We start from the raw sequence: 25,684 nt of genomic DNA, 5'->3' as shown, positions 1-25,684 counted from the left end.
GAACCGCCAAGGGGCGAGCGCAAGGGTGCGCGCGCCATTCCTCCTGGCTGACGATTGTTGCAGGCGTGCTGCGTTACCTTTTCCGTCTCCTGATCCTGCTGACGCTCGCGGCGAGCGCCCCTGCCGCCGCGCAATTCGCCAGCGGTCCAGCGAGCGACACGCCCAGGATCGCGGCCAGTCTCGTCGCCGAAGGGCCGGTCGCTCCCGGCGGCACGATCACGCTGGCATTCGACTTCCGCCCGACCGCAGGCTGGCACGGCTACTGGACCAATCCGGGCGATGCGGGTCTCGGCATGCGGCTCGCATGGGATTTGCCGCCGGGGTGGACGGTGTCCGAACCGCGTTACCCGGTGCCCGGCACGTTGCTGATCAGCGGCCTGATGAACCATGTCTACGAAGCGCCCTATGGCGTGCTGGTGACGCTGACCGCGCCTAGCAATGCGCAAGTGCGGCGTACGGTGCCAATCGCGGTCGATGCGAACTGGCTCGCCTGTTCGGATCGCCTGTGTGTTCCCGAAGAGGCTGTCCTGAAAGCTTCGGTGCTGGTCGTGAACGACGGGACCTGGGACCCCGATCCGGAGACGACCAAACGCTTCGACGCCTGGCGACAGGCGCTCCCCGCCCCGCTCGACAGCCCGGCGCATTTCGACGCGCGCGGCCAGACCTTGCGCGTCTCGATCCCGCTGCCGGATGGCGTCGCGCTGGCCGAGCCGCATCTCTTCATAGCGCAAAAAGGCGTGATCGACCCTGCGGCTCCGCAACGCGCATTGCGGCAGGACGGGGCACTGGTGTTCGAACTGCAGCGCAAGACGAGTGCGCCGCCCTTGCCAACACGCTTCGACGCGGTGTTGCGGCTGGATGAGGACGGCAACGGCCTCTCGCTGAGCGCCGAGCCGGGAGCGGTGGCCGAGGGCGGCACCCCGCTCGACGGTGCGACGGAATCGCCGGGGCTGGTGTGGCTGCTGGTCAGCGCGGTGCTGGGCGGTATGCTGCTCAATATCCTGCCCTGCGTGTTCCCGATCCTCAGCCTGAAGGCGCTGGCACTGCTGCGCCATGGCACAGACGAAGCCACCGCGCGGCGCGAGGGGCTGGCCTATACCGCAGGCACCACGATCGCTGCCGCCGCGCTGGGCGCGCTGTTGCTGATCCTGCGCGCGGGCGGAGAGCAGGTCGGCTGGGCATTCCAATTGCAGGAGCCGGTGGTGATCGTCATGCTCGCCCTGCTGGCGGTCGCTGTGACGGCGAACCTTGCGGGCCTCTATGAATTCGTCCTCACCGGCCTTGGCGCGCGGGGCAGCAAGGCTGGGCAGGCCCGCGGCGCTTTCGCCACAGGGCTGCTGGCAAGCTTCGTCGCCACGCCCTGCACCGGACCGTTCATGGCGGCGGCTTTGGGCGCGGCCTTGCTCCTGCCGACCGTGCAGGCGCTCGCGCTGTTTGCGATGCTCGGGATCGGGCTCGGTCTGCCGTTCCTGCTGCTCGGCTTTATCCCTCCGCTGCGCCGCGCTCTCCCCCGTCCGGGACCGTGGATGGCGCGCTTCCGCCAGTGGATGGCGCTGCCAATGGGCCTGACCGCGCTGGCGCTGTTCTGGCTCGCCTACCGGATGGGGGGCTGGACGCTGCTGATCGGCACCAGCGTGTTCGCGGCAGTGCTACTGGGCCTGGTGGTGCAGATAGGCACGAGCCAGATGCGCGGGCGCAAGGCTACGGGCTATGCGCTGGCCGGCGCGGTGCTCATCGTGATGGCCGTGATCGCGACCCCGCGCCTGGTTGGCGAAACGACGACGCGCGAAAGCATGCTCGACGCGCAGCCCTTCAGCGAGAAAGCGCTGGCCGATGCCCGAGCCGCGGGTCGCCCGGTGTTCGTCTGGATGACCGCCGACTGGTGCGTGACCTGCAAGGTCAACGAAGCCCGCGCGATCGAAACAGAGGCGGTGCGGGCGGCCTTTGCCGACGGGAATGTCGTCGTCCTGCGCGGCGACTGGACCCGCCGCGACCCCGCTATCACCCGCTATCTCACCGCGCGCGGAAGCGCGGGCGTGCCGCTCTACGTGTGGTATAAGTCCGGCGAAAAAGGGGAAAATTTGCCGCAACTGCTTTCCTCCGATACACTTATCCACAGGGCCATGGGCACGGAACCGAGTCGCTAAACGCGCATTGTTTTCGCATCCGGCTTCGACAGTGATGGGGGAACAGGGGAGTAGCGATGACCGAACAGACGACACAGCCGCGCATCTTAATCATGGAAGACGATTACATCGTCGGTCTCGACATGGTCGAGCAGGCCAAGGTGCTCGGCCTTGTGGTCGATGGGCCGCATCCGACGGTTTCCGAAGGCACGGCGGCGGCCAATACGGCCAAGCCCGATCTCGCCATCCTCGATATCGAATTGAAGGACGGCAAGGTCTTCCCGCTGGCAGAGCAGCTGGTCGAGGACGGCGTACCGATTATCTTCCATTCGGGCCATGTCGGGGACATCGATCTCGAGACACGCTTTCCGTCCGCGCATATCTGCGCGAAGCCGTGCCCGCCCAATGTGATCCTCGATATCCTCGCGGAGAACCGCAAGGCGGCATGAGCGCCCGTCAGGTCTTCCGGATGAAGACCGAACCAACCGAATAGCCTGCCCCGAACGAGCAGATCAGCGCGGTGTCGCCCGCCGCCAGATCGTCATTGTGCTTGTGGAAGGCGATGATCGAGCCTGCGCTCGACGTATTGGCATAGGTATCGAGCACGGTCGGGCTTTCATCGTCGCTCGCTTCGTGCCCCAGCACGCGCTGCGCGATCAGTCGGTTCATCCCGGCATTGGCCTGGTGCAGCCACAGCCGCCGCAGCCCGTGGGGATCGATGCCGAGCTTGTCGGCTTCCTCCAGGATCATGGCCGACACCATCGGCACCACTTCCTTGAACACCTTGCGCCCTTCCTGGACGAACAATTTGTCCGGCGCGTCGCGCGTGTCGGGATGGGCGCGATTGAGGAAGCCACCATTGTTGCGGATATTGTTCGAGAACACCGTCTTCAACTTGGTGCCGAGGATGTCCCAATGGCCTTGCGGAGCGATATCCTTGGCCTCGACCAGCACTGCCGTCGCCACATCGCCGAAGATGAAATGTGAATCGCGATCGCGCCAGTTGAGGTGGCCGCTGGTGATTTCGGGGCTGACCACCAGCACCGATTTCGCATTGCCGCTGCGTATATAGTCGGCGGCGGTCTGGATGCCGAAGGTGGCCGACGAACACGCGACATTCATGTCGAAAGCAAACCCGTCGATCCCGAGCGCGTTTTGGATCTCGATCGCAATCGCCGGATAGGGTCGCTGCATATTGGATGCGGCACACAACACGGCATCGACATCCTCGGGCTTGCGGCCCGCACGTTCGAGCGCCTGTCGTGCCGCCTTCACCCCGATCTCGGCCATCATCGACAATTCGTCGTTGCCGCGGTCGTCCCAGCGCGGCGCCATGATTTCGGGATCGAGCACCGGCTCCTTGGCCATCACATAGCGCGATTTGATCCCGCTCGCCTTCTCGATGAACCCGGTCGAGCTTTCTTCCAGCGCTTCCACCTCGCCCGCGGCGATCGAGTCGGTATGTCGCTCGTTATGCAGCTTGGCGTAGGCGTTGTAACTCTCGACCAGTTCCTCGTTCGAGATGCTCTCGGGCGGGGTAAAAAGGCCGGTGGCGGAAATCACTGGGGAGGCTGTCATGGCCAATCTCCTAGCGCGGTCAATAGGATCGCGGAAGGCCCAGCACGTGTTCGGAAAGGTAGCTCAGGATCGCATTGGTGCTGATCGGGGCGACCGTATAGAGCCGCGCCTCGCGGAACTTTCGCTCGACATCGTATTCCTCGGCAAAGCCGAAGCCCCCATGCGTCTGGACGCACATATCCGCTGCCGCCCAACTCGCTTCGGACGCGAGCAGCTTGGCCATATTGGCCTGCTCACCACCCTTTTTGCCAGCGCCCTCGCCCGAATCGTATCCGCGCGCAGCCTGCCGCACCATCAATTCGGCAGCGCGCATCTGCGCGTAGCAGCGTGCAATCGGGAACTGGACGCCCTGGTTCTGCCCGATCGGCCGGTCGAACACTTCGCGCGCCCCTGCATACTCCGCAGCCTTGCGGATGAACCATTTGGCGTCGCCGATGCACTCGGCCCCGATCAGGATGCGCTCGGCATTCATGCCCGACAGGATATAGCGGAAGCCCTCGCCTTCCTCGCCCACCAGAGCGCTGGCGGGGATTTCCATATCGTCGAAGAACACCTCGGTGGTCGAGTGGTTCATCATCGTGCGGATCGGTTTGATCGTCATGCCGTTGCTGAGCGCTTCGCGCATATCGACGAGGAACAGCGACAGGCCGTGTGTTTTCTTTTCCGCTTCGGCGCGCGGTGTCGTGCGCGCAAGCAGCATCATCAGGTCCGAATGCTCGGCCCGGCTGGTCCAGATCTTCTGACCGTTGACGATGTAGCGATCCCCGTCGCGCACCGCGCGGGTGCGAAGCGACAGAGTGTCCGTCCCGCTGGTCGGTTCGCTGACGCCGAACGCCTGGAGCCGCAGCTTGCCGCTTGCGATCTCCGGAAGATAGCGCGCCTTCTGCTCGTCCGAACCGTGGCGCAGCAGCGTATTCATCACATACATTTGCGCATGTGCCGCCGCTCCGTTTGCGCCGGCCGCCTGGATTTCTTCCATGATGACGGCGGCTTCTTCAAGGCTCAGCCCGCTGCCGCCGAATTCCTCGGGGATCAGCGCGGCCAGGAAGCCCGCGCTGGTCAGCGCATCGACAAACTCGCCGGGATAGGCGCGCTTGCGATCCTTCTCGCGCCAGTATTCGGCAGGAAACTCCGCGCACAGTGCACGCACGCCTTCGCGCAGCTCGGGGAAATCGTCATCGGCAGATGTCATTTTCGTGGACTGCGCGAGTGGCTCGCGCTTGTCCAGCGTGCGCGTGCTGCCTAAGCTGCGCGCGACCAACCGGGGGGATTCGCAAACACCGTGCTGCCATGGGACCGCATCTGGCCCGGAGCCGCTGCCGCAGCGGTGGGGATTATCGCCATATTGCTGGCAGGTGGAGGGATCGAACTCGCGGTCGCTGTCGGCGTGCTGTGGCTCGCCTCACTGTTCCTGGTCCAGCCGAACGAGGTGCAGGATCGGCCCTTCCATGATCCCGACGCGATCGACCAGGGCACGATGGATTCGCTGATCGAGCCGCTCACCACCCCGCTGATGCTGGTCGAGAACATGCGTGTGACCCGCGCCAATCAAGCGGCGCGCGAAACGCTGGGCGGCCACATCGTAGGTCAGGATGCGCGCGTCGCATTGCGGCACCCGGAAGCGATTGCGCTGTTGCAGGATAGCGAGAGCGGGAGCGTGCAGATCCAGGGGCTCGTCCGCCCGCGCAGCGTGTGGGAAGTGATCAAGCGGCCCTATAACGGGCGCTATACCGTCGTCGAACTGGTCAACCGATCGAGCGAGGCCGATCTCAGCCGCGCGCATACCGATTTCGTCGCCAATGCGAGTCACGAGCTGCGCACTCCGCTCGCCTCGATCATCGGCTATGTCGAGACGCTCGCCGATCCCGAGGACGAGCCACCGAAGAAGCAGCGCGGCAAGTTCCTCGACACCGTCCTGTCCGAAGCCAACCGGATGCAGGCGCTGGTCGAGGACCTGATGAGCCTGAGCCGGGTCGAAGCGAACAAGCATGAGCGTCCGGCGACTCCGCTCGATCTCAATTCGCTGGTCGAACGCGCCGCGCGCGACGGAGCAGGCCCGAAGCGGGTCGACCGCCTCGTGTTCCAGTTCGCGCGCCCGTTCACGGTGCTCGGCGACTCGCAGCAACTCGAACAGGTGGTGCGCAACCTCGTCGACAACGCACTAAAATATGGCAGCCCGGGCGAACCGGTCACCGTCGCGCTGGCGCCGACAGCGCGCGAGGGCGTGTTGCTGACGATCGAGGATCGCGGACCGGGCATCGCTCCCGAACATATCCCCCACCTTACCCGCCGCTTTTACCGCACCGATCCGGGGCGTAGCCGCGCAGGGGGCGGCACCGGGCTGGGACTGGCGATCGTCAAGCACATCGTCGAGCGCCACCTTGGCCGGCTCGAGATCGACAGCGTGCTGGGGCGCGGCACGAAGGTTGCGATCCGTATGCCCGAACTGGTGGTCGACGAAGTAGAGTAGCTCGAGAGCGCAGGCAGCGCATTTTCGCGCGGTTTCGTCACAAACCCGTAACGCAGCTTTGGCAGCCACGACACCTGCTTGCAGGGAAAGTGTCGCAAACGTGCCGACCGTCGATTTACTGGTGACCTCGCCGCCCGGCTTCGCCGCACAGGACGTCGCGCCCGATGGCTTCGAGTTGCGGCTCGGCCGGCTCGATCGCGCTGTGCCGGGCGACGGCCCGGTCTGGATCGCGCTCGATTGGGAGCTCGAGGGAGAAACCGGCCTTGATCGCTGCAAGGCCCTGCGCGCCGATCCGCGGTATGTCCGCGCCCATATCGTCATGCTGCTGCCCGAAAATTCGCTCGACGATGCCCGCGCCGCACTGGCAGCTGGAGCGAACGACGCCATGCTTGCCCCGCTCGATCCGGACAAGCTGCGCGAACAGATGGAAAAGCTGCTCCCCCAACAGGCGCAATCCGCCCATGGCGGGCGTTTGCAATACGGTCCGCTGCTGGTCGATTGTGACGCGATCCAGGCGCGCTGGAACGGCACGCTGCTCCAGCTGCCGCTGAACGAGTTCCGCCTGCTCTATTTCCTTGGCTGCAACGCCAACCGGGTGTTGTCGCGCAACGAATTGATCGCGGGCCTCGGCAAGGACGACCAGCCGATCGACGAACGCACGGTCGACGTCTGGGTCGCGCGCCTGCGCCGGGCCTTGGCACAGGCCGGTGCCGAAGGCGTCGTGCGCACCGTCCGCCCGCTCGGCTACGTCCTCGACCTCGATTGATTGAAAAGGGGCGCGGCGCCCCCCGGTGCCGCGCCCCTCTCTCTCGCGCGCGGTGCGCGCTCAGAACTCGATTTTCGCTCCGAGCGAGAAGCGCGTCCCCTTGTCGTAGCTGTTGATCTCGATCCGGTTCTCTCCGAGCTCCTGATACTCGAAATTGTCGCGCCCGGTGATGTTGCGGACCTCGAATTCGAGATCGATGCTCGATCCGAACAGAGCCACTTCCTGACGCGCCACGAAATCGAGCGTGAGGCCCGGATCCTCGATCACGTCGGGCCGCTGGAAGCCGCGGCTGGTAACGCGCTCGCTCGCATAGGCGAGCAGCACGCTGAATTGGGACAGGCTCTCGCTGTCCTCGAAGCTCAGCTGGACGTTGGCGAGGTGATCGGACTGCCCCACCATCCGGTCGCCATCGTCGAACACGACCGAGGCATCGATCGCGCCGCCCGGCGGGAGGAAGGTCTGGTCGCCGCTTTCGACGCCGATATCGGACTGGGTGTAGGTGTAATTTCCGCGCAGCACGAACTGGCGTGTGGCGAACATACCGCCCAGGCCGAACAGATCGATCGTGTATTGCAGGTCGAGCTCGGCCCCGTAAAGCTGGGCTTCGGGCGCATTGGCATAGGAGGTGATAAGCCCGCCACCTGCGCTAGACGTGATGAAGGCTTCGATCGGATTGTCGATCTTCTTGTAGAAGCCGGCCAGGGTGATCTTGTCGCCTGCGGCCATGTAGTATTCGGCCCGAGCCTCGGCGTTGAACAGTTCGCTGTCGGTCAGGAACGGGTTGCCGCGATAGGTGCGGTTCGATTCGGGATCGAAATAGGTCTGCTCGACGAGTTCGCGGAATTGCGGGCGGGCGATCGTCTTCGACGCGGCCACGCGCAGCTGCAAGTCGTCGCTCGGGCTCCAGGTGATGGTCGCGCCAGGGAGGAAGTAATCGTTGTCGAGCTTGGTCGAGGTCGCTCCGGTGATCGGCGTGTTGAACACGCTCTGGTCAAGCTCGACCGTCTGCTTGGCCGTTTCATAACGCACCCCGGCCTCCACGCTGATCGTATCGATCGGCGACCAGGTGGCGATGCCATAGCCCGCGAAGATATCGAGTCCCGCATCGAATTTGGGAAACGGGCTCGCTTCGTCGAGGCGGATGTCGAACAGCGCAAGGCTCGCCCCGTTGATAATGTCGCCCGGCCGGCGCAGGCCGACGATCGGGATCAGCTGCGGGTCGGGCGTGAAGGTATAGCTGTCACCCGTGTCCGGATCGACCAGCTCGATCGGAGAGACTTCCGCGCGCGGCAGGAATTCGCGACGCGTCGAGACGCGGTCGGTGCTCGAAAAAGCCAAGCCAGCCGTCAGCGTGAGAGCATCGGTAACCGGCGCGCTCGTGTCGAGCCCGCCATACCAGAGTTTCTCGGTCAGATCGTCGAACGAGACACGGGTCAGCCCGGTGTCGGACGCGCGGTTGAGATAGACCGCGAAATTCTCGCCGATGCTGTCGACGGTATCGGGCGTCGAGTCCGGCACATTGGTGCGGGTGTAGGAGAAGGTCGCGTTGAACGGTGCCTCGCGATCGGTCTGGGCGAAGCCGAGGCGCGCATCGATGTCGATCACGTCGAAGTCGAACTCGCCGACAAGCTGGCTGTCGATCAGCTGGCGTTCGAACCAGGCGGTGTTCTGGTTCTGGAAATCGAACCCGGTCGCGCCCTTGTCGAACTGGGTGCCCTGCTCCAGCCGCGCGGTCTTGAGCGTGTCGCGGATATAGAGGTTGGTCCAGCGGATCGTGTGTTCGCCGATGTCGAGCCCAAAGCTCAGCATCCCGTTCACTAGCACGTTGTTGTCGGTGATGAAGGTGGTGAAATCGTCGGTCAGCTCGGTGAGGTCGGTATTGGCGGCCTGCGAGCGGACATTGCGATTGCGCCAGCTGTTGGAAATGTTGGCTGTCGCGATCACGCCGAGATAATTGCCCCCGCCGATCTCGAAGCTGGTGCCCGCGGTCACGCCGAACGACCAGTTTGCCGGCAGCTCGTCCATGCGCTGCAGGGTGACGAGGTTGGTCGGAAACAGCTGGGCCGCGATCGCTTCCTGCGTTTCGATCGACGTGTTGTCGATCCGCTCGCCGCTGTCGAGAAAGGCCTGGAGGTTGGAGGGAATGTCGCGATTGCCGCTGTCGAAGCCGAACTTGTCCCAGTCGGAGCCGTAATAGGTCAGCCCGTTGGAGAAATTGGTCTCGGTGTCGATCCCGCCGCTGGCGCTGATCGCGAGGAAGCTCTCGTCCGGCACGGCGCGGGTGGTCAGGTTGATCACGCCGCCGCCGAATTCGCCTGGGAAATTGGCCGAATAGGTCTTCTGCACCAAGGTCGACGCGATCACGCTGGTGGGAAAGATATCGAGCGGGACAACACGGCTGAGCGGCTCGGGGCTCGGCAGCGGAAGGCCGTTGAGCAGCGCCAGCGAATAACGGTCGCCGAGGCCGCGCACGAAGACGCGTCCGTCGCCGACCTGGCTCAGTCCCGTTACGCGGGTCAGCGCGGAAGCGACGTCGCCATCACCGGTGCGCGCAATATCGTCCGCCGTGAGCACCGAGAGTACCTGGCCCGAATCGCGCGAGAGGTCGACCGTGCGGCGCCCCGTGATGACGACGCGATTGCCGCCGGGGATCGAGACGTCCGCATCTTGTGCATCGTCTTGCGTATCGGGCTCGTCTGCGGTCGGGTCGACCTGCTGCGCGCCCTCGACAGCGGCGTCTTCGGTGGAGGGGTCGTCGCCCGGCGGAACGCCCTGCGTATCCTGCGCATGCGCGAGGGAAGGAAAGGAAAGCGCGGTGCCTAGCAGGAGAATCCCTGCAAGCCGTCCACTGCGGGACTTCGGGCCGGTCGACATATGGGGTGCCCCCTGAGACATTGAATGCGTTCGGCGAGGGATGGATGTCCTCGCAAAAAAGGACGGAAGGCGCGCGAAGGTTCGATCCCGTTCGCGCGCCTTCCGCTTATGGTCAGTAGACCGGCAGGCGGGTGCAGAACCCGTTGCTGCTGCCGAAATCGGCGATCGACGAGTTGCAGGTCCAGTTGCGGTACCAGGTGTCGGAGGCCGAGGTGACGGCGCCGATATTGGCGGTCGCATCGAACCAGTTCGAAAGCGTCGAGGCATCGAACACGGCCACGCCGTTCTCGTTGCTGCCGTTGATGAAGGCGGCGAGCGTCAGAGTGAAGTTGGCGACGTTGGCGGTCGAGTCCGCATCGAACTGCGCTTTCACCTGAGCGTCGGTGGCGCCCGAAGTTCCGCGGAACGGCTGACCGGCATTGCAGTCGCCGACCAGCGAGAGGAAGTCCGGATCGGCGTTGATCGTGACCGTCTCGTCGATGCGGATGCAGGTCTTGTCGTCGGTGTCGAGCACGCCATTGGCGAGCACGAGCTTGGCTCCGCCACGCGCGCGGACCACCTGCGAGGAAGAGGAGCTGCGCTGGATGAAGGTGAAGTCCGACACCCGCAGGCGGGTCTGCGGGATCGCCGCGGTCGAATAGTCGCCATCGGGGCTGTCGAGCTCGATGAGGTTATCGCCACCCGCGCTGCGCTGCACGCCAAGGACGTACTGCATGTCGGCTTGGGCGCCGGTGTCGACATCGACCGTGTCGTCGTCGGCACCGATCGCGGCGACATACTTCATCCGGACCGTGCCACCGAAGAACTCCATCCCGTCATCCGACGAGTTGAAGGTCATGATGTGGTTGAACGTGGTGCCCGAACCGACACCGCCGGTGGTGAGCGACTGGAGTTCCTTGCCCGGTGCAAGGCTGAAGCCCGAATAACGGATCTGCACATAGCTCAGCGAGCCCGAGCTGTCCGCCGAGTTGCTGCCGCCGAACAGGGTCAGCGTGTTGGTGCCTTCGAGCTCCTGCTCGCACTGCGGGTTGTTGTTCGGAGCCGCAGTGGTGTTGAAGCCGCCGAGATAGCAGTCGGAAACCGGCGCACGGCCAAGCAGCACGACACCGCCCCACTGGCCGGTCGAATCGTCGGTGCTGAGACCCAGCACGTTGTCGCGGCTGGTGAAGACGATCGGGCGATCGACAGTGCCGTTGGCGATCAGCTGGTTGCCGCGATTGGCCACCAGGAAGGACCGGCCCGTGGCGCCATAGACGGTCACGCCCGGCTGGATCGTCAGTTCGACGGTCGAACCGGTGCTGGAGAAGCCCTGGTCAGCGCCGATATCGACGCGGCCCGGCAGTTCGTAGAGCAGGCCGGGGACGTAGGTGAGCGTGTCGTCGGCATCGATCAGCGAAGGCAGCTCGCAGCGACGATATTCGCCGGTCGGGCCGGAGATCGTGCCGCGATCGGTCAGGCCACCGGTCGAGTTGATGGTCGGGCAGCCGGCGGCGGGAGTCACCAGAGTACCCGAAGTCGGGGTCGGCGTCGGCGCAGGCGCAGGATTGTCGATATCGACATTGATATCGCCCGACGTGCCGGGCGAAACGATCTGGTCGGCCTCGCAGCCGGTCAGCGCGAGCGCGCTGGCGCCCAGGAGAAGTACACGGTTGGTAATGGTCACGGCTGGAAGCCCCCTCGATCTTGGATAGCGAGTGCATGGAACGCGAATCGTTGCGTCGCTAGGAGGGAACTAGGCGTCGTATTTGACGGTTTCTTTGCAGAATCCACAGTGAAATCATGCACTTGATGCGTCACGTATGTGACAGATACGTGACGGTGGAAGCGGCCCCGCGAAACAGGTGTCGCAGCGTTTTCACATATGCATCAACGCCTTGGGATTTGGCGCATGTCATAAAAGTGAAATGCTGCGGTCGTATCCGGGCCACGCCTGCGACACATCGGAGACGGGACTTTTCATGAATCGCCTTCTTTGCTCCACCGCCGCGATCATCGCGGTGGCGGCTACTTCCGCACCCGCCTCCGCGCAGGATATGAACGACGCTGCTGCCGAACTGGCGCAGATGCGCGTCCAGCTGGCCGCGATGAACACGCGCATCGCCGAACTCGAAGCGCGCCTGGCAGCCGAACAGGCCGACATAGGCGAGGCGATAGCGGATGCCCGCGCCCCAGCAGCGGATGCCGAAGCTGCGGCTGAAACCGTGCGCGCCGCCATGCCGACCGACGAATCCGGCAGGGCCGCCGTAGTCAAGTCCGCGCCCGCAACCCGCGGCGACGGCGGCTGGAGCTTCAAGCCCTTCGGCCGCCTGCAATACGATGCCGGAGCCACCAGCGTCCCCGACGCCACGGGACGCAGCGATGGTTGGGGCAACGAATTGCGCCGCGCCCGGCTTGGCGTGACGGGCGATATGCCGGACGGGTTCGCCTACAAGATCGAGGTCGATTTCGCCGGGAACGAGGTCGAGATCACCGATGCGATCGTGGCCTACGGCACCGGCGATCTCGAAATCACGCTCGGCCAGCACAACAACTTCCAGTCGCTCGAAGAACTCACATCGAGCCGGTTCCTCTCCCTACTCGAACGCGCGGCCTTCACCGATGCTTTCGGCTTCGAGCGCCGGGTGGGCGTTTCTGCCCAGTACAAGGGGGATCTCATGCTCGTGCAAGGCGGGGTGTTCACCGATAATATCGGCGATCTCTCGAACAGGAACTGGAGTGTCGACGGTCGCATCGTGGCGATGCCCCGATTGGGCACCACCCGGCTCCATTTCGGCGGATCGGCGCATTATGCCGAATACGAAGCGGGCACGGTCCTGCGCTATCGCCAGCGTCCGCAAGTCCACTTCACGCCAGAGCGTTTCGTCGACACTGGCGGGATGAGCGCGCAGAGCGAAACCGGCTTCGGACTCGAAGCGGCAGCGATCGCCGGGCGCTTCCATGCCGCCAGCGAAGCATTCTGGCAGACGGTCGATCGCCCCGGCGCTTTGTCCGATCCGACCTTTTTCGGCGGCTATGCCGAAGCGGGCCTGTTCCTGACCGGCGATACGCGCGGCTACAAGGGCGGCAAGTTCGACCGGGTAAAGCCCACCAGCCCGGTTGGCGAAGGCGGGATCGGCGCGGTCCAGATCGTGCTGCGCTACGATTACCTCGATCTCGATTCGGGCGCGATTCTCGGTGGTCGCCAGACGGGATATCTCGCCTCGCTGATCTGGACGCCGACCGATTACACCCGCCTGATGCTCGATTACGGGCGGATCGAATTCGACGGTGCCGCCTATGCAGGGCCCGCGGGTTCGACCTCCTATGGCGCCGATGTGGTCGGCGTGCGCGGGCAGGTCGATTTCTGATCGGCAGCACGCTAGGGACGCGGCAACGCGATTCCCTTCGATCGATGTAACTTGATTGTCACGAAACTGTCACCCAGTCGGCGCAATGGGCCGGCATAATTGGATCAGCAAAGGGGATTCCCATGAATAAGTTTGCCAAGATCGCGCTTGCCTCGGCCGCGACGATCGCCCTCGCCGCCTGCGGCAGCGAAACTTCGGACACCCGCGACACCGTACGCGGCGCCGGCTCGTCGACCGTCTATCCGTTCGCCAAGCTCGTCGCCGAGGAATTCGTGCGCGACAATCCCGATTTCGGCTCGCCGATCATCGAATCGATCGGGTCGGGCGCGGGCATCGCCGAATTCTGCAAGGGCATCGGGCCTTCAACGATCGACTTCGCCAACGCCTCGCGCCGGATGAAGAAGAGCGAATACGACAAATGCGCCGCCAATGGCGTCGATGATATCGTCGAGATCCAGGTCGGCCTCGACGGGATCGCCTTCGCATCGGCGGAGGGAGGCATCACGATGAACCTGACGCCCGAAATCGTCTATCGGGCACTGGCCGCCGAACCCTATGGCGAGGAACAGACTGCCAAGCTGTGGTCGGATGTCGATTCGTCGCTGCCGAGCAAGCCGATCCTCGTCTACGGCCCTCCGGCGACGTCGGGCACGCGCGACGCACTGAAGGAACTCGTCCTTGAAAAGGGTTGCGACGCCAATGCCGATATGGAAGCGGTGAAGGAAGCCGACGAAGATCGCCATGATCAGATCTGCACCGAGATCCGTGCGGACAGCGCCTATGTCTCTCAGGGCGAGCAGGACAATCTGATCGTCCAGAAGATCACCGGCAATCCCGATGCTGTCGGAATCTTCGGCTATTCCTATCTTGAGGAAAACGCCAACCGCGTGCAGGGCCTGCCCATGAACGGCGTCGATCCGACCTACGAGAACATCTCGAGCTTCGACTATCCGGGCGCACGCCCGCTATTCGTCTACGTGAAGAAAGCCCATCTCGACGCGATTCCTGGTCTCAAGGAGTATCTCGCCGAGTGGACCAAGATGTGGTCGAAGGACGGCCCGCTTGCCAAGGTCGGACTCGTGGCCTCCCCGGCTGACGTAATGACCAAGAGCAACGCCGCCGCGACCGAGTTCACCTCGCTCGACCCGGCCGATCTGAAGTAAGGACAAAGCTCAGCGCAATGTCGCCTGCCATTCTGTTTCTCCTGGCCCTCGGACTGGGTCTAGCCGGATGGCTCGCGGCACGCGCGCGGGCCTATTCGCTGCGCGCCGCCTCGGACACGGGGCGGCTCGCGGCGCTGCCGCAATATCACGGCTGGTACGTCGCCCTGTGGGTGGTGGTGCCGGTCGTCATCTTTGCCGCGATCTGGAGCTTTGCCGCACCGCAGATCGTGGTCAATTCGGTGCTCGCGCACCCGGCGGCCGATGCGTTGCCGGAATTCGGCTTCAAGCGCGCGCAAATCCTTTCCGAAGCGCGCGCCGTGGCCGTCGGCGCAGCGCAGGGCGTGTTCGATCCGCTCGCCCGCCCGCTGGTCGAGCCGTTCCGCGAGGCAATCGGCCGGACCAACATCATCGGCCTGGTGGTGGCTTTGCTCGTCGGTTTCGCCGGAGGGGCCTTCGCATTCCTGCGCGTGAAGCCCGATTTCCGCGCCCGTACCAAGGTCGAGCGCGCCCTCCTCGGCCTGCTGTTGCTGGCCTCGCTGGTGGCGATCCTGACCACGCTGGGCATCCTTGGCAGCCTGATTTTCGAGACCGTGCGCTTCTTCGGCATGGTCGATCCGATCAGCTTCCTGTTCGGAACCCATTGGTCGCCCGATCCGATGGCCAACGCCGCCAATCCCGACCCCACCCGTTACGGCGCAATTCCGCTGTTCTGGGGCACGATCTTCATCGGCGCGATCATCGCCATGGTGGTCGCCATTCCGCTCGGCCTGATGAGCGCGATCTATCTCACCCAATACGCGCCATCCAAGCTGCGCGCCTGGATCAAGCCCGCGCTCGAAATCCTCGCCGGGGTTCCGACCGTGGTCTACGGCTATTTCGCCGCGCTGACGATCGCGCCCGCGATCCGCGACATGGCGATGACGCTGGGCGTGACCAACGCCTCGAGTGAGAGCGCGCTGGCCGCCGGTCTCGTCATGGGCGTGATGATCATTCCGTTCGTGTCCTCGATGGCGGACGACAGCATCGCCGCCGTGCCGGCCGCGATGCGCGACGGCAGCCTCGCCATGGGCGCAACCGAATCCGAAACGATCAAGCGCGTGCTGATCCCGGCCGCCTTGCCCGGCATCGTGGCCGGCGTGATGCTCGCTATCAGCCGCGCGATCGGCGAGACGATGATCGTCGTCATGGCCGCCTCGACCGCGGCCAACCTCACCGCCAACCCGCTTGAGGCGATGACCACGGTGACGGTGCAGATCGTCGCCCTGCTGACCGGCGAAGGCAGTTTCGACCATCCGGCCACGCTCGCCGCGTTCGCGCTGGGATTCGTGTTGTTCCTCGTTACCCTTGCGCTCAATTTCATCGCCCTGCGCGTCGTCAAGAAGTACCGCGAAGCTTATGAGTGACGCTGCCATGCCCCCGATCGCTCCCACCCGCACACCCGAATTCGAAGCGCGGCTGAAGAAGCGCTACGCGAAGGAAAAGCGCTTCAAGCAGGCCGGTCTCGGCGCGATCCTGTTTTCGGTCGTCGTGCTGCTGTTCCTGCTGGCGACGATGACCCTGAACGGTCTCGGCGGTTTCCAGCGTGCCGAACTCGAAGTGCCGATCGATTTCACCCAGGCCGGGCTCGTCGCCGATCCCGCCCAGCTCGACGACGGGCATGCCCAGCAGGCGCTCGAACAGCAGGGTCTGAACGACGTGGTCGCCTATTTCGCGCAGGAATCGCTGGGCGAGGAAGGCGCAAATCAACTTGGCGCGCAGGCCTGGCGCGAAGTCGCCAACGCGATCGCCGACGATCCCGACATTCTCTCGCGCAGCGAGACTTTCTGGCTGCCGTCGAGCGACGATCTCGCGCGCGGTCTCGACGGCAATGGCCCGCAGGACATGCAAGTTCTCGCGACGCAGCTTGCCGATGCGGGGAAGCTCGAAAAGAAGTTCGATGGCGGCTTCCTCACCCGGTCGGACGCCAGCGACCCGCAGGAAGTGGGCATCTGGGGGGCGCTCAAGGGCTCGATCCTGACGATGATCATCACCCTGGCACTGGCCTTCCCGATCGGCGTTCTGGCGGCGCTCTATCTCGAAGAATTCGCGCCGAAGAACCGCTGGACCGACGTGATCGAGGTGTCGATCAACAACCTCGCCGCGGTCCCCTCGATCATCTTCGGCCTGCTGGGCCTGGCCGTATTCCTGGCGATCTTCCCCAATTACCGTTCGGCCCCGCTGATCGGCGGGATGACGCTCGCGCTTATGACGATGCCGGTCATCGTGATTGCCGGACGCAATGCGATCAAGGCGGTGCCGCCATCGATCCGCGACGGCGCGCTCGCGATCGGCGCTTCGCCGATGCAGGTGGTGTTCCACCATGTCCTGCCGTTGGCCCTGCCCGGCATCCTGACCGGCACGATCATCGGCATGGCGCGCGCGTTGGGCGAGACCGCGCCGCTGCTGCTGATCGGGATGCGCGCTTTCGTCGCCACCCCGCCCGACGGGTTCACCTCGCCCGCCACCGTCCTGCCGGTCCAGATCTTCCTCTGGTCGGATGAAATCGACCGCGGTTTCGTCGAGCGCACCAGCGCCGCGATTATCGTGCTATTGCTGTTCCTGCTGGTGATGAACGCCCTGGCGATCTACCTGCGCAACCGGTTCGAGAAAAAATGGTAACCCAATCGATCACCCCCGAAGAAATCGACGAAGACGTGATGGCGACGGGCACGCCCAAGATGGAGGCGCGCGGCGTCTCGGTCTATTACGGTGACAAGAAGGCGATCGACGACGTCTCGATCGACATTCCCACCGAATATGTGACCGCGTTCATCGGCCCCTCGGGCTGCGGCAAGTCGACCTTCTTGCGCTCGCTCAACCGGATGAACGACACGATCCCCTCGGCCCGCGTCGAAGGCACGATCAAGCTCGATGGCGAGGACATTCACGATCCCAAGCTGGACGTGGTGCAACTGCGCGCGCGGGTCGGGATGGTGTTCCAGAAGCCCAACCCGTTCCCCAAGTCGATCTACGAAAACATCGCCTACGGACCCAAGATCCATGGCCTCGCCGAAGGCAAGGACGCGCTCGACGAGATCGTCGAACGCTCGCTCAAGCGCGCCGGCCTGTGGGAAGAGGTCAAGGACCGGCTCGATGATTCGGGCACCGCGCTTTCGGGCGGCCAGCAGCAACGCCTGTGCATCGCCCGCGCCATCGCGGTCGATCCCGAAGTGATCCTGATGGACGAGCCGTGCTCGGCGCTCGATCCGATCGCCACGGCGCGGATCGAGGAACTGATTCACGATCTTCGCGGCCGGTATGCTATCGTCATCGTTACGCACTCGATGCAGCAGGCCGCGCGCGTTTCGCAGCGGACCGCGTTCTTCCATCTGGGCAAGATGGTCGAGTTCGGCTCCACCTCGGATATCTTTACGAACCCGAAGGAAGAGCGCACGAAGGACTATATCACCGGAAGGTACGGTTAAGATGGCGATGGAACACACAGTCAAGGCGTTCGATGAGGACATCACGCGCTTGCGCGGGCTGATCGCCGAGATGGGCGGTCTGTCGCAGCTTTCGGTCGCCGAAGCGATCCAGGCGCTCGAAACGGGCGACCAGGAGCTGGCCCAGGGCGTGATCGACCGCGACAAGCAGATCGACGCGCTGGAAGGCGAAGTCGACAAGCTCGCCGTGCGGGTGATTGCACTGCGCGCACCGATGGCGGACGATCTGCGCGAAGTGATCGCGGCGCTCAAGGTTGCCGGCGTGGTCGAACGGATGGGCGACTATGCCAAGAATATCTCGCGCCGGATCGGCAAGATCCAGGGCCGCGAGAAATTCGAACCGCTGACGTTGATCCCGGCCATGGGTGCAGTCGCGGTGGAAATGGTCCACGACGTGCTCGATGCCTTCGCCGCGCGCGATGCCGAGCGCGCCAAGGAAATCATCGCCCGCGACGCCAAGGTCGATGCCTTTTACGACAGCATCTTCCGCAACCTCGTGACCCACATGGTCGAAAGCCCGGCCACGGTCAGCACGGCGGCGCAATTGCTGTTCGTCGCGCGCAATATCGAGCGCATCGCCGACCATGCCTGCAACGTTGCCGAACAGGTCTACTTTGCCGCCACCGGCGATTACCTCGCCGACGAGGATGAAGGTGCCAGCGATGCGGAAAGCAAGCTCGATACCGATGGCTGAGCCACTCATACGGGATTAGCGCCATGGCCAATCCGAACATCCTGATCGTCGAAGACGATCCATCGCTGCTCGAACTGCTGAGCTACCGGTTCGAGAAGGCCGGGTACAATGTCCGCACTACGCCCGATGGCGACGAGGCGCTGTTGCTGGCGCGCGAGGACGTGCCCGATCTGATCCTGCTCGACTGGATGATCGAGGGCACCAGCGGGATCGAAGTCTGCCGCCGTCTGCGGCGCGACGCCGATACCGCCCAAGTGCCGATCATCATGCTGACCGCGCGCGGCGCGGAGGATGACAAGATCCGCGGTCTCGATACGGGGGCCGACGATTACATTTCCAAGCCGTTCAGCCCGCGCGAGCTGCTTGCCCGCGCCACGGCCGTGCTGCGCCGGGTCCGCCCGGTGCTGGCCGGCGAAACGCTCAATGTTGGCAGTATCGAGCTCGATCCGGTGCAGCACCGGGTCACCCGCAAGGGCGAGCAGTTGAAACTCGGCCCGACCGAGTTTCGGCTGCTGCGGCATCTGATGGAGAGCCCGGGCCGGGTGTTCAGCCGCGGGCAATTGCTCGATGCCGTCTGGGGCACCGCAAGCGAGATCGAGGAACGCACGGTCGACGTCCATATCCGCCGCCTGCGCAAGGCGATCGAGATCGAGGACGAGCCCGATCCGGTGCGCACCGTCCGCTCGGCCGGCTACGCGATCGAAGCCGTCTAGGCCGATAGGCCCGCTGCCGCCGCGCAGCGACAACGGGCGCGATTTGCGTCCTAGACCAGCGCGTTTCTTTTCAGGTCCTCGACCACAGCCGGATCGGCCAAGGTCGAGGTATCGCCGACCTGGTCGGGCTGGCCCTCTGCAATCTTGCGCAGGATGCGCCGCATGATCTTGCCCGAGCGGGTCTTGGGCAGCGCGGGGGCGAATTGCAGCGCGTCGGGCGTGGCGATCGGGCCGATCTCCTTTCGCACCCATTGGCGCAATTCCTCGCGCAGCCCATCGCTATCGGCTTCGCCCGCATTTAGCGTGACATAGGCATAGATGCCCTGCCCCTTGAGTTCGTGCGGCATGCCCACGACCGCGGCCTCGGCGACCTTGGGATGCGCCACCAGCGCGCTCTCGACCTCGGCAGTGCCCATGCGGTGGCCGGACACGTTGATGACGTCGTCGACCCGGCCGGTGATCCAGTAATATCCATCCTCGTCGCGGCGACAGCCATCGCCGGTGAAATACTTGCCGGGGTAGGTCGAGAAATAGGTCTGGAAGAAGCGCTCGTGATCGCCATAGACGGTGCGCATCTGGCCCGGCCAGCTGGCCGTAATGCACAGATTGCCCTCGGCCGCGCCTTCCAGCACCTTGCCCTCGCTGTCGACCAGTTGGGGGTGGACGCCGGGCAGCGGTCTGGTCGCCGAGCCGGGCTTGGTCTCCACCGCGCCGGGAACGGGCGCGATCAGCACGCCGCCGGTTTCGGTCTGCCACCAGGTATCGACCACCGGACAGCGTCCTTCGCCTACCACGTTGCTATACCAGTTCCAGGCTTCGGGATTGATCGGCTCGCCGACCGTGCCGAGCAGCCGGAGCTGGGAGCGGTCATGCTTCGTCACCCAGTCGTCGCCTTCGCGCATCAGCGCACGGATCGCGGTCGGTGCGGTGTAGAAGATCGTTACGCCGAGCCGTTTCGACGTTTCCCAGAACCGGCCCGGATCGGGATAATTGGGCACGCCGTCGAACATCACCGTGGTTGCGCCGTTCGAAAGCGGGCCGGACACGACATAGCTGTGTCCGGTGATCCAGCCGACATCGGCGGTGCACCAGAAGAGATCGTCCTCGACCTTGCCGCCATCTTCGGGGCCGAACAGCATATCGTAGGTCATGGTGACCCACAGCAGATAGCCGCCGGTGGTGTGCAGCACGCCCTTGGGCTTTCCGGTGGAACCCGAGGTGTAGAGGATGAACAACGGGTCTTCCGCCGCCATCGGCTCGGGCGGGCAATCGGCATCGACCGTGTCGCGCACGTCGTGCCACCAGATGTCGCGACCCTCGACCACCGGAATTTCGTCGCCGGTGCGCCGCACGAGGATCACCGAATGCACGTCGGGACAATGCTCGAGTGCCGTGTCGGCATTGGCTTTCAGTGGGATGTGTTTGCCGCCGCGCGAGCCGCTGTCGGCGGTCACCAGCACGGTGCTTTCGCAATCGGTGATCCGTCCCGACAGGCTGTCGGGCGAAAAGCCCCCGAACACGACCGAATGGATCGCGCCGATCCGCGCACACGCCAGCATCGCGTAAGCGGCTTCGGGGATCATCGGCATGTAGATGGTGACCCGGTCGCCCTTTTTCACGCCGCGCGATTTCAAGACGTTGGCGAAGCGGCAGACCTCTTCGTGCAGGGTGCGATAGCTGACCTCGTAGCCCTCACCCGGCTCGTCGCCTTCGAAGACGATCGCAGCCTGGTCGCCGCGCGTGTCGAGATGCCGGTCGATGCAATTGGCGCTGAGGTTCAGAGTGCCATCGGCAAACCAGCGGATATGGAAATCGTCCTCATCGAAAGACCAGTCTCCCGCCGTGGTCGGCGGGTCGATCCAGTCGAGACGCTTGTGCGCCTCTTCCAGCCAGAAGCCGTCATCGTCGGCGGCCAGACGATCGTGGAAGTCCTTCAGTTTGGACGGGGTCATGCGGGTTCTCCTCTCCCCGCCACGATGCGCGCACGCATTGCGTGGCGCAACCCGGTTCAGGTGGAGTGTGCGATCCGATCGAGCAAGGCGCGCTGCGCGTCGCCCGCTTCGGTCAGCCGCCAGCCATCGGCGGTTTCCTCGATCAATCCGGCGGTGACGAGCGCGGCATGATCCTGCGCATCGATCTCGCCGCCCTCGCTTGGCATCAGCCGTCCGTAACGGCCCGAATGATATACCAGCGGCTCGGCGGAACTGCGCGCGAAATCGATCACTTCGCCAAGGAAGATCGCGTGGTCGCCGCCTTCGTATTCGTAGCGCGCACGGCAGCCGAAGCGGGCCGCGCAACCTTCGATCAACGGCGCGCCCTCAGGGCCGTCGTCGACCGTGAGGCCGGCGAATTTGTCGGCACCGGTGCGGGCGAAACGGTTGGACATGTCTTCCTGGTCGGCTGCCAGGATATGCACCGCCCAGGCCGTGGCATCGCGAAAGGCGGGCAGCGAGCGCGATGACAGCGCGAGGCTCCACAATACCATCGGCGGATCGAGCGATACCGAGTTGAAGCTGTTGGCGGTCAGCCCGACAGGCGCGCCATCGCCATCGCGCGCGGTTACGATCGTAACCCCGGTCACGAAGCTGCCGAGCGCATTGCGGAAGGCGGTTTTGTCGAGCACCGCCGCTACTGCTAGGCGGACCGGCGCGTCAGGGCAATGATTTGTGGCCCGCTCCGGCGCGGGAAAGCGCGTCTCCGAAGGTCGTACCTCCAATCATACGCGCGACGCGTCTGACCGCTGTTCTGTGCCGGAATCAAGCGCTTCATTTGCATGTACTTTACAAGCCGTTTCAGCGCGCCAGGCGTTTGCGCAAATCTGATAAAAGGAAAGGGGATGCTGTTTCGCGGGCTGTTTGTAGAGAATGGGCTGGAGAGAAATCGGCGATTTCTATCACGACACCGGCGAAGGCGGGCTCTCGCCCTACCACCTCAAGCATGGCGGGGACGTGGTGTGGGAGATCGGTTCGGGCTATTTCGGGGCGCGGGACGATAACGGCAATTTCCATCCGGAGAGCTTCCGCGACAAGGCACAACACGATTCCGTCAAGATGACCGAAATCAAGCTGAGCCAGGGCGCCAAGCCCGGCCATGGCGGGTTGCTACCGGCAGCCAAGGTCACCGAAGAAATCGCCAATACTCGCCAGGTCCCTGCCCACGAGGATTGCCTGTCACCGCCGGGCCATTCGGCCTTCTCGACCCCGCGTGAAACGCTCGAATTCGCGGCCAAGATGCGCGATCTTTCGGGCGGCAAGCCGGTCGGCATCAAGCTGTGCGTCGGCATGCCGCACGAAGTGTTCGCGATCTGCAAGGCGATGCTCGATAGCGGCATCTATCTCGACTTCATCGTCGTCGATGGCGGCGGTGGCTGGACCGGCGCGGCCCCGCTCGAACTTTCCGACCATGTCGGCCTGCCGCTGCGGATCGCGCTGTATTACGTCAATAATGCGCTGATCGGCACCGGGCTGAAAGGCAAGATCAAGCTCGCAGCATCGGAGAAGGTATTCTCCGGCTCCTCGATCGCAATGAACGCCGCGCTCGGCGCCAACTGGTGCAACGCGGCGCGCGCGTTCATGTTCTCGCTTGGCTGTGTCCAGTCGCTGCGCTGCCACACCGGTACCTGCCCCACCGGCGTCGCGACCAGCTCGCCCGCCCGCCAGCGCGGGTTGGTAATCCCGGAAAAGGCCCAGCGCGTGGCCAATTTCCAGTCGAAGACGCTCGACAGCCTGCACGATATCGTGGTCGCCTGCGGCATCGATACGCCCGACGATTTCACGCCGCGCCATCTGCGGCAGTGGAAGAACAATGCCGAAATGATCCCTTGGTCGCAGATCGTCCACGAAGTCGAAATGGGCAAGCTGCTGGACGAACCGGAAGACACCGCTTTTGCCGAATACTGGCGGATGGCCGATCCCGATACGTTCAAGCCGGTGGCATGATCGCGCTGGATGCATCGGCTTCCCCATCGCCTGCGCCTTCGGTCTCTCCGAGTCAGTCCAGCGAGACGTCATGGCACTGGCTGACCGAACTTACCCACTACCTCGATCCATCCCCATTTCTGGGGTACAGACATCAAGCGCGTCCTGAATCGCCGCATGCGAGTAGGTCACGCCGCCAACCGAGAGGACCTTCATCCCCTTGACCATGCCGGCCGCGAAGGCGGGCCAATCCCACAACACATCGATCACCTTCGCGTTCGCGCCCATTTTGAGGCCGAGCGAATAGGAAGAGTCGAAATAGGAATGGCGGCTCTGGTCGTCGGCGACCCAACCGGACGGCCGCTCCTTCCAGACGAGCGAGTAACCCCCGTTTTCGATGCCTGCGTAGGGTGCGCGCGGTGCGATGCCATCGACACGCGAGGCGAAGAAGCTCTCCCAATCATGCGCGTGAAGGTCGCTCAGCGCTTTGTCGGGCCCCACCTGCGCCTGATCACCGCAATCGAGCGCGCATGCCCACTCCCATCCTTCGGGGAGGCGCAACGACGGTTCGATCATGATTTCGTCGATCGGGGTTCCCGCCGGTGCTGTCAGTCTAATCGCAACTTGTCTCCGATCGGCGCAGCATTCCCTTACCCGGCACTTCTCAGGCCATGAGGTTTTGCCACTCAGCCAGTGCGGCTGAACGGCGGGTCTTGTAGGTCTCTCTGTCGATCAAGTGGCGTTCGGAATTGAAGTGATTGTGGACGTTGGCATGGACGGAAGCGAACTTCTGTAGGGTTCGCATTTGCCGGAACCTGAGCATGACCCGCTCTCTTCGCCGAAATGGCAGGTGACTGTTCTCCGCGCGGTTGTTCGCCCAACGTCCCACCTCTTGCTTGTCAGCATTGCCGAGTTCGCTCATCGCAGAGCGATAGGAGCGAAGACCATCGGTGGTGATCTCGGCAGGAGAGCCGTGCCGCTTCAGAACCTTCTTCATGAACCGCAGCGCTGCCTTCTTGTCGCGGGTCTTCGTGACGTAGCTCTCGAGGATCTCGCCTTCCTGGTCGACCGCACGCCAGAGGTAATGCATCTCGCCATTGATCTTCACGTAGACCTCATCGAGGTGCCACTTCCACTGGCGAAAGCCGCGCATTCTGCTCACCCGCAGTCTGCGGATGTCGCCGGCGAACATCGGGCCGAACCTGTTCCACCAATGGCGCACGGTCTCGTGGCAGATGTCGATCCCGCGCTCGGCGAGAAGGTCTTCGACGTTCCGCAAACTGAGCGGAAAACGGACGTACATCATCACCACGAGGCGGATCACCTCGGGCGACGAGTTGAAATACCGGAACGGGCTGGCTGGCTTCTTCTTGCGCGGCATCTCACCGCCCTACCCTCGGCGCCTCAACCGTCAATCAGGTGCGTTTGCTCTGACAGTGCCGTCTGCAACCATGGCGACCGGCTTCACCGTCGGGTGGAGCGCGAGGTCCTCTCGCCTCGATCCGCGCATCGAGTTGACGCTCGGGTAATCCCATACATTTGTCCGGTTGCGGCCGTGCTTGCCCAGCTCAACGCAGTTCGTATGCGCCGCCTCGCCGACGCGGTAGACGAAGATCATCTCGTGCTTGGACGGGTAGAGCGAGCCCATGCCAGCGTTGCTTTTGTTCCACACGCAGATGTTGAGAAGGGTATCGTAGACATCGCTAACCGATGCGGTGACATCATCCATATGGCGCCAGTCCATGCAGACGAAGTGGACGGCACCATCGCGTGATACCTTGGCGCAGGCGCCCAAAGAGTCAGCGAGGAAGGTGCGGAATTCGTTTTCGGTCATCTCGCCTGACGCCATGGCGAACTCGCGGTGACGGCCCTTCGCATTGGCGTGGCCATTGATCTTCACATTGTAGGGCGGATCGAGGAACGCGCAGTCGACCTTCTCGCCCTCGCCTATCAGGCGCTGCAAAAAAGCCGCATCCCGGCCATCGCCGCAGGCCACCCGGTGTTCGCCAAGCTGCCAGATATCGCCCGCCTGGACACGCGGGTGTTCGGGCACCGGCGGAATGACTTCGTCGTCGGGATCGTCGCTTTCGGCAAGAACGACGTCGATCTCGCCGGCGGAAAAGCCGGTGAGGGACAGATCAAGATCGATTTCAGGGATGGATAGATCGGCAAGCTCGAGTTTGAGGATCTCGGTGTCCCAGCCCGCATTGAGCGCGATCTTGTTATCGGCAAGCCGCAGTGCCTTCTTTTGAACTTCGGACAGACCTGTGAGCTCGATGACCGGAACCTGCTGGAGCCCCATCTCCTTCGATGCGCGAAGACGTCCGTGGCCGGCGATCAGATTGCCTTGCGGATCGGCCAGGATCGGATTGGTAAAGCCGAACGCGCGGATCGACTGCACGATCTGCTCGATCTGACGCTTGGAATGCGTCCGGGCATTTCGCGGATCGGGCGTGAGCGCGCCGAGCGGCTTGTAGCTGACGGTCAGCTGGCGGCGGGCAGAGGCGCCTGCCTTCGGATCGGATGTGTCCATATGGGGAAAATAGCACTCACG

General features: G+C 64.0%; 20 protein-coding genes and 1 pseudogene. 12 read left to right on the top strand and 9 right to left on the bottom strand.

Features of this window, described 5'->3' with window-relative positions; genetic code table 11:
• Positions 1-65: 65 nt before the first annotated feature.
• Both GRI68_RS00470 and GRI68_RS00465 read left to right on the top strand, forming a co-directional pair.
• On the top strand, positions 66-2,147 hold the full coding sequence (locus tag GRI68_RS00470; protein ID WP_325063728.1) for a protein-disulfide reductase DsbD family protein: 2,082 nt from the start codon (positions 66-68) through the stop codon (positions 2,145-2,147).
• 56 nt (positions 2,148-2,203) lie between these two features.
• Positions 2,204-2,575, top strand: coding sequence for a response regulator (locus tag GRI68_RS00465; protein ID WP_160615190.1), 372 nt, complete (start codon positions 2,204-2,206; stop codon positions 2,573-2,575).
• 7 nt (positions 2,576-2,582) lie between these two features.
• Here GRI68_RS00465 and GRI68_RS00460 read toward each other — a convergent pair whose 3' ends face one another.
• Both GRI68_RS00460 and GRI68_RS00455 read right to left on the bottom strand, forming a co-directional pair.
• Positions 2,583-3,704: a beta-ketoacyl-ACP synthase III gene (locus GRI68_RS00460; RefSeq protein ID WP_160615189.1), complete on the bottom strand. Its 1,122-nt coding sequence runs from the start codon at positions 3,702-3,704 to the stop codon at positions 2,583-2,585.
• Between the two features lie 19 nt (positions 3,705-3,723).
• Positions 3,724-4,896 (bottom strand): acyl-CoA dehydrogenase family protein, encoded by a 1,173-nt coding sequence (locus GRI68_RS00455; protein ID WP_160615188.1) that lies wholly within the window; start codon positions 4,894-4,896, stop codon positions 3,724-3,726.
• A 90-nt stretch (positions 4,897-4,986) separates the two neighbouring features.
• Here GRI68_RS00455 and GRI68_RS00450 point away from each other — a divergent pair, with 90 nt between their 5' ends.
• Positions 4,987-6,174: a sensor histidine kinase gene (locus GRI68_RS00450; RefSeq protein ID WP_325063727.1), complete on the top strand. Its 1,188-nt coding sequence runs from the start codon at positions 4,987-4,989 to the stop codon at positions 6,172-6,174.
• Between the two features lie 100 nt (positions 6,175-6,274).
• Positions 6,275-6,940 (top strand): winged helix-turn-helix transcriptional regulator, encoded by a 666-nt coding sequence (locus tag GRI68_RS13930; RefSeq protein ID WP_160615187.1) that lies wholly within the window; start codon positions 6,275-6,277, stop codon positions 6,938-6,940.
• 60 nt (positions 6,941-7,000) lie between these two features.
• On the opposite strand, the gene GRI68_RS00440 is transcribed toward GRI68_RS13930, so the two are convergent.
• Together GRI68_RS00440 and GRI68_RS00435 are read right to left on the bottom strand one after the other, a co-directional pair.
• Complete coding sequence (locus GRI68_RS00440; protein WP_160615186.1) at positions 7,001-9,814, bottom strand: TonB-dependent receptor domain-containing protein; 2,814 nt, start codon at positions 9,812-9,814, stop codon at positions 7,001-7,003.
• Between the two features lie 112 nt (positions 9,815-9,926).
• Positions 9,927-11,477 carry a hypothetical protein gene (locus tag GRI68_RS00435; RefSeq protein ID WP_160615185.1) on the bottom strand — a complete coding sequence of 517 codons (1,551 nt, stop codon included), beginning with the start codon at positions 11,475-11,477 and terminating at the stop codon, positions 9,927-9,929.
• Between the two features lie 295 nt (positions 11,478-11,772).
• On the opposite strand from GRI68_RS00435, the gene GRI68_RS00430 reads away from it, so the two are divergent.
• From GRI68_RS00430 to phoB, 7 genes are all read left to right on the top strand, one after another.
• Positions 11,773-13,161 carry an OprO/OprP family phosphate-selective porin gene (locus GRI68_RS00430; RefSeq protein WP_160615184.1) on the top strand — a complete coding sequence of 463 codons (1,389 nt, stop codon included), beginning with the start codon at positions 11,773-11,775 and terminating at the stop codon, positions 13,159-13,161.
• Positions 13,162-13,283: 122 nt separating this feature from the next.
• Positions 13,284-14,324, top strand: a complete 1,041-nt coding sequence (locus GRI68_RS00425) for a substrate-binding domain-containing protein (RefSeq protein WP_160615183.1) — start codon at positions 13,284-13,286, stop codon at positions 14,322-14,324.
• A gap of 17 nt (positions 14,325-14,341) precedes the next feature.
• Positions 14,342-15,727 (top strand): phosphate ABC transporter permease subunit PstC, encoded by a 1,386-nt coding sequence (pstC, locus tag GRI68_RS00420; protein ID WP_160615182.1) that lies wholly within the window; start codon positions 14,342-14,344, stop codon positions 15,725-15,727.
• On the top strand, positions 15,720-16,982 hold the full coding sequence (gene pstA / locus GRI68_RS00415) for a phosphate ABC transporter permease PstA (protein ID WP_160615181.1): 1,263 nt from the start codon (positions 15,720-15,722) through the stop codon (positions 16,980-16,982). Before pstC ends, pstA begins: the two co-directional genes overlap by 8 nt.
• Positions 16,976-17,788 (top strand): phosphate ABC transporter ATP-binding protein PstB, encoded by an 813-nt coding sequence (pstB, locus tag GRI68_RS00410; protein WP_160615180.1) that lies wholly within the window; start codon positions 16,976-16,978, stop codon positions 17,786-17,788. Before pstA ends, pstB begins: the two co-directional genes overlap by 7 nt.
• Position 17,789: 1 nt before the next feature.
• A complete protein-coding gene (gene phoU / locus GRI68_RS00405) occupies positions 17,790-18,500 on the top strand; it encodes a phosphate signaling complex protein PhoU (RefSeq protein ID WP_160615179.1) in 711 nt (236 codons plus the stop codon).
• 23 nt (positions 18,501-18,523) lie between these two features.
• Entirely contained in the window at positions 18,524-19,213 is a 690-nt protein-coding gene (gene phoB / locus GRI68_RS00400) for a phosphate regulon transcriptional regulator PhoB (RefSeq protein WP_160615178.1), read from the top strand.
• A gap of 50 nt (positions 19,214-19,263) precedes the next feature.
• Here the strand turns inward: phoB and acs are convergent, their stop codons facing one another.
• Positions 19,264-21,165 carry an acetate--CoA ligase gene (acs, locus tag GRI68_RS00395; protein WP_160615177.1) on the bottom strand — a complete coding sequence of 634 codons (1,902 nt, stop codon included), beginning with the start codon at positions 21,163-21,165 and terminating at the stop codon, positions 19,264-19,266.
• A gap of 56 nt (positions 21,166-21,221) precedes the next feature.
• Entirely contained in the window at positions 21,222-21,836 is a 615-nt protein-coding gene (locus GRI68_RS00390; protein WP_160615176.1) for a flavin reductase family protein, read from the bottom strand.
• Positions 21,837-22,089: 253 nt separating this feature from the next.
• On the opposite strand from GRI68_RS00390, the pseudogene GRI68_RS00385 reads away from it, so the two are divergent.
• Positions 22,090-23,151 (top strand): annotated as a pseudogene (locus GRI68_RS00385) (glutamate synthase-related protein); the annotation flags it as partial.
• A 90-nt stretch (positions 23,152-23,241) separates the two neighbouring features.
• Here the strand turns inward: GRI68_RS00385 and GRI68_RS00380 are convergent.
• The 3 genes from GRI68_RS00380 to GRI68_RS00370 all read right to left on the bottom strand — a co-directional run bounded on the left by GRI68_RS00380 (position 23,242) and on the right by GRI68_RS00370 (position 25,663).
• On the bottom strand, positions 23,242-23,706 hold the full coding sequence (locus GRI68_RS00380; protein ID WP_160615175.1) for a hypothetical protein: 465 nt from the start codon (positions 23,704-23,706) through the stop codon (positions 23,242-23,244).
• An 88-nt stretch (positions 23,707-23,794) separates the two neighbouring features.
• A complete protein-coding gene (locus GRI68_RS00375) occupies positions 23,795-24,511 on the bottom strand; it encodes an IS6 family transposase (RefSeq protein ID WP_160615174.1) in 717 nt (238 codons plus the stop codon).
• 30 nt (positions 24,512-24,541) lie between these two features.
• A complete protein-coding gene (locus tag GRI68_RS00370; protein ID WP_160615173.1) occupies positions 24,542-25,663 on the bottom strand; it encodes a site-specific DNA-methyltransferase in 1,122 nt (373 codons plus the stop codon).
• Positions 25,664-25,684: the final 21 nt, after the last annotated feature.

It is taken from the genome of Alteriqipengyuania halimionae, from assembly GCF_009827575.1.
Lineage (GTDB): Bacteria > Pseudomonadota > Alphaproteobacteria > Sphingomonadales > Sphingomonadaceae > Alteriqipengyuania_A > Alteriqipengyuania_A halimionae.
This window is presented reverse-complemented; position numbering and strand designations above follow the sequence as displayed.